Origin of the sequence: Limosilactobacillus coleohominis (assembly GCF_016901675.1) — a bacterium.
Lineage (GTDB): Bacteria > Bacillota > Bacilli > Lactobacillales > Lactobacillaceae > Limosilactobacillus > Limosilactobacillus intestinavium.
In genome coordinates, this window is record NZ_JACJKU010000122.1 from 1 (window position 1) to 2,182 (window position 2,182).

Consider the following 2,182-nt stretch of genomic DNA (forward strand, 5'->3'; position numbering starts at 1 on the left):
TATCTGAATTCCCGGCCACTTAAATGTCTTAACTGGCGCACACCAATCGAGATCTTCCTGCTTAATTTACGTCATTAAATTCGTTCAAGTTATTTCTTGCAATCTGCCTTATTGATATCAATATCCTTCCACGTTATAGCTTGAATTTCTGATAAACGCATGCCGGTATAAATGGCGGTGAGAATCATATAGCGACTTGTATAGTCAGGATTAAGATTCTTAGTTAACCAGAGCCTTAATTTTTTAATTTCCGCAAGATTAAGGTATTCAACTTTTTTAATTCTGTCTTTATTAGCAACCAATTCCACATTTTGAGTAAAGTCTTTAATTAAGTAATCATCCAAAATGGCCGACTTTACACACGCTCGGATAAAACCATTGATTTTTTGAACTGTAGAAGGCGCATGGTTAGCGCCAAAGTGATTGATGAAATCCTGATATTGCACCCGCGTAATGTCTTTGATATAAGTATTCCCGAAGAAAGCCTTAACATCTTTCTCGGTAGTTTCATATCGGACCAATGAAACGTGACTAACTTTAGGTTCTTTATATATTTCCACCCAACGGCAAAAATAATCATAGAAACTGATTTGTTTACCAATATCTATTCCTTGATTTATAGTGACGATTTCCGTCAGGATCGTACCAAGTAATACGTGCCTGCCATTTATCAAATTTCTTACTAAATGAAGCCATAATAAAAGACCTCCAATTATGCTATAATTGAAGGGTTGATAGCGTACGCCAATACTTTATCAACCCATGTCCATTCTCTGTGCCAGCAGGGAATGGATTTTTTTTAGTTTACGATATTTAATCTAAATCAATATCATCATCATTTAATTCCATGGTGTTCAATAGATATTCTTTATCTTGTGGATATAGTTTTAAGTAGTTTTTTAAATAAACATTGATGCCAATTTTTAATTCGCTATATGGATCCTTGTTATCGAATAACTGTAATGACTTTAAAACTACGCCAAGGTGACTATGACCTTTGCCTTGACGATAATCCTCATTTGTAACGCCTATGATTCCATGAAGAAGAGCATTATATATTAATTCATGATCATTGGAAAAGTGATTATAAATTCGACCACCGTGAGCAGCAGTATTGCGATAGTCTAGATATAATGATAGAAGATTTGACACTGCACTTTTAAATGCTGGGGTTTGTTTAATCAGATTTACATCTTGTCCTAACATCCTTGCTACTACTAAATTTTTTTCGTTACTTTTTAATAATCTAAACCACCAAATTAAACTTCCAAAGTTTAACTTTTTCACGATAATCCAAGGTGGTACATTCCCATGATCTTCTCGATAATGCCTAAACGGTTCTGAATTAGCATGAGTGATTCTGTTCAATATATTTAATAGATGATCAATTGGATATAATTCCCTATGTGCAGAATGAATATATTGACGGCGCCCTGTACGATAGCATCTTCTTGACAAATATTCTTCTTGCTTATCAGAAATTGATTTGCTTATTGTGTAAGCTATAGACTGCCTTAAACTAAGTTCAAACGTTTCAAGTGCTGACATAACCTGACTTCGCAAAAACCTATCAAAATTAAATAATTGATATACTTGTTCGAACGTTGTGCCTTTAATAAAACCGGCATCATCATTCGTCTTGTCTTTCATAAAATGGTATTTGTAACCGTTAATTATTTCATAGTAGCCATAGCTTAACAATAAATGACTAGCCCACTGCTCGTCCTGAAATAGTAATCCACGTTGTTTTTTCAGTTTGTTTATTTGTTGATCAATACTTCTAAATGGTTTATCTGAATTCTCCATCATAATAAATTCTCCATAAATCACAAAAGGGACATGCACAAAGTGCACATCCCTTTCGGTACGATTGCATAGCAATCACTTAACTTGATTACCTGTATTATCACAGATAATAACAGGGATGTCAATAAATTGATTAACTTTTCTTATAGTTTAGTAATACTTTTGTTTACATTTTATTTACTTTTATATGTGTTTTACTCCGTTTTCTGTACCAGCAGGGGATGGATGTTTTTTTATTTATTTTACTTTATATGTTTTTGTTCCAATACCTAAATTTCAAGAATAAGTTAGCCACTGGACTCAAATAAATAATACTGACCAATTGATTATTGGTTGATGGAGCTGTGATATCTCTTGGTAGAAGGCCTTACGATAG

General features: G+C 33.4%; 2 protein-coding genes. Both read right to left on the bottom strand.

What is annotated here, in order from left to right; translation table 11 throughout:
* Positions 1-89: 89 nt before the first annotated feature.
* Positions 90-674 (bottom strand): phage integrase SAM-like domain-containing protein, encoded by a 585-nt coding sequence (locus tag H5975_RS07860; RefSeq protein ID WP_239473179.1) that lies wholly within the window; start codon positions 672-674, stop codon positions 90-92.
* A 139-nt stretch (positions 675-813) separates the two neighbouring features.
* Positions 814-1,809, bottom strand: coding sequence for an Abi family protein (locus H5975_RS07865; RefSeq protein ID WP_239473180.1), 996 nt, complete (start codon positions 1,807-1,809; stop codon positions 814-816).
* Positions 1,810-2,182 lie beyond the last annotated feature (373 nt).

Excerpts from the sequence above, each read along its gene's own strand:
- H5975_RS07865 (WP_239473180.1), bottom strand. The coding sequence starts at position 1,809 with ATGATGGAGAATTCAGATAAACCATTTAGAAGTATTGATCAACAAATA.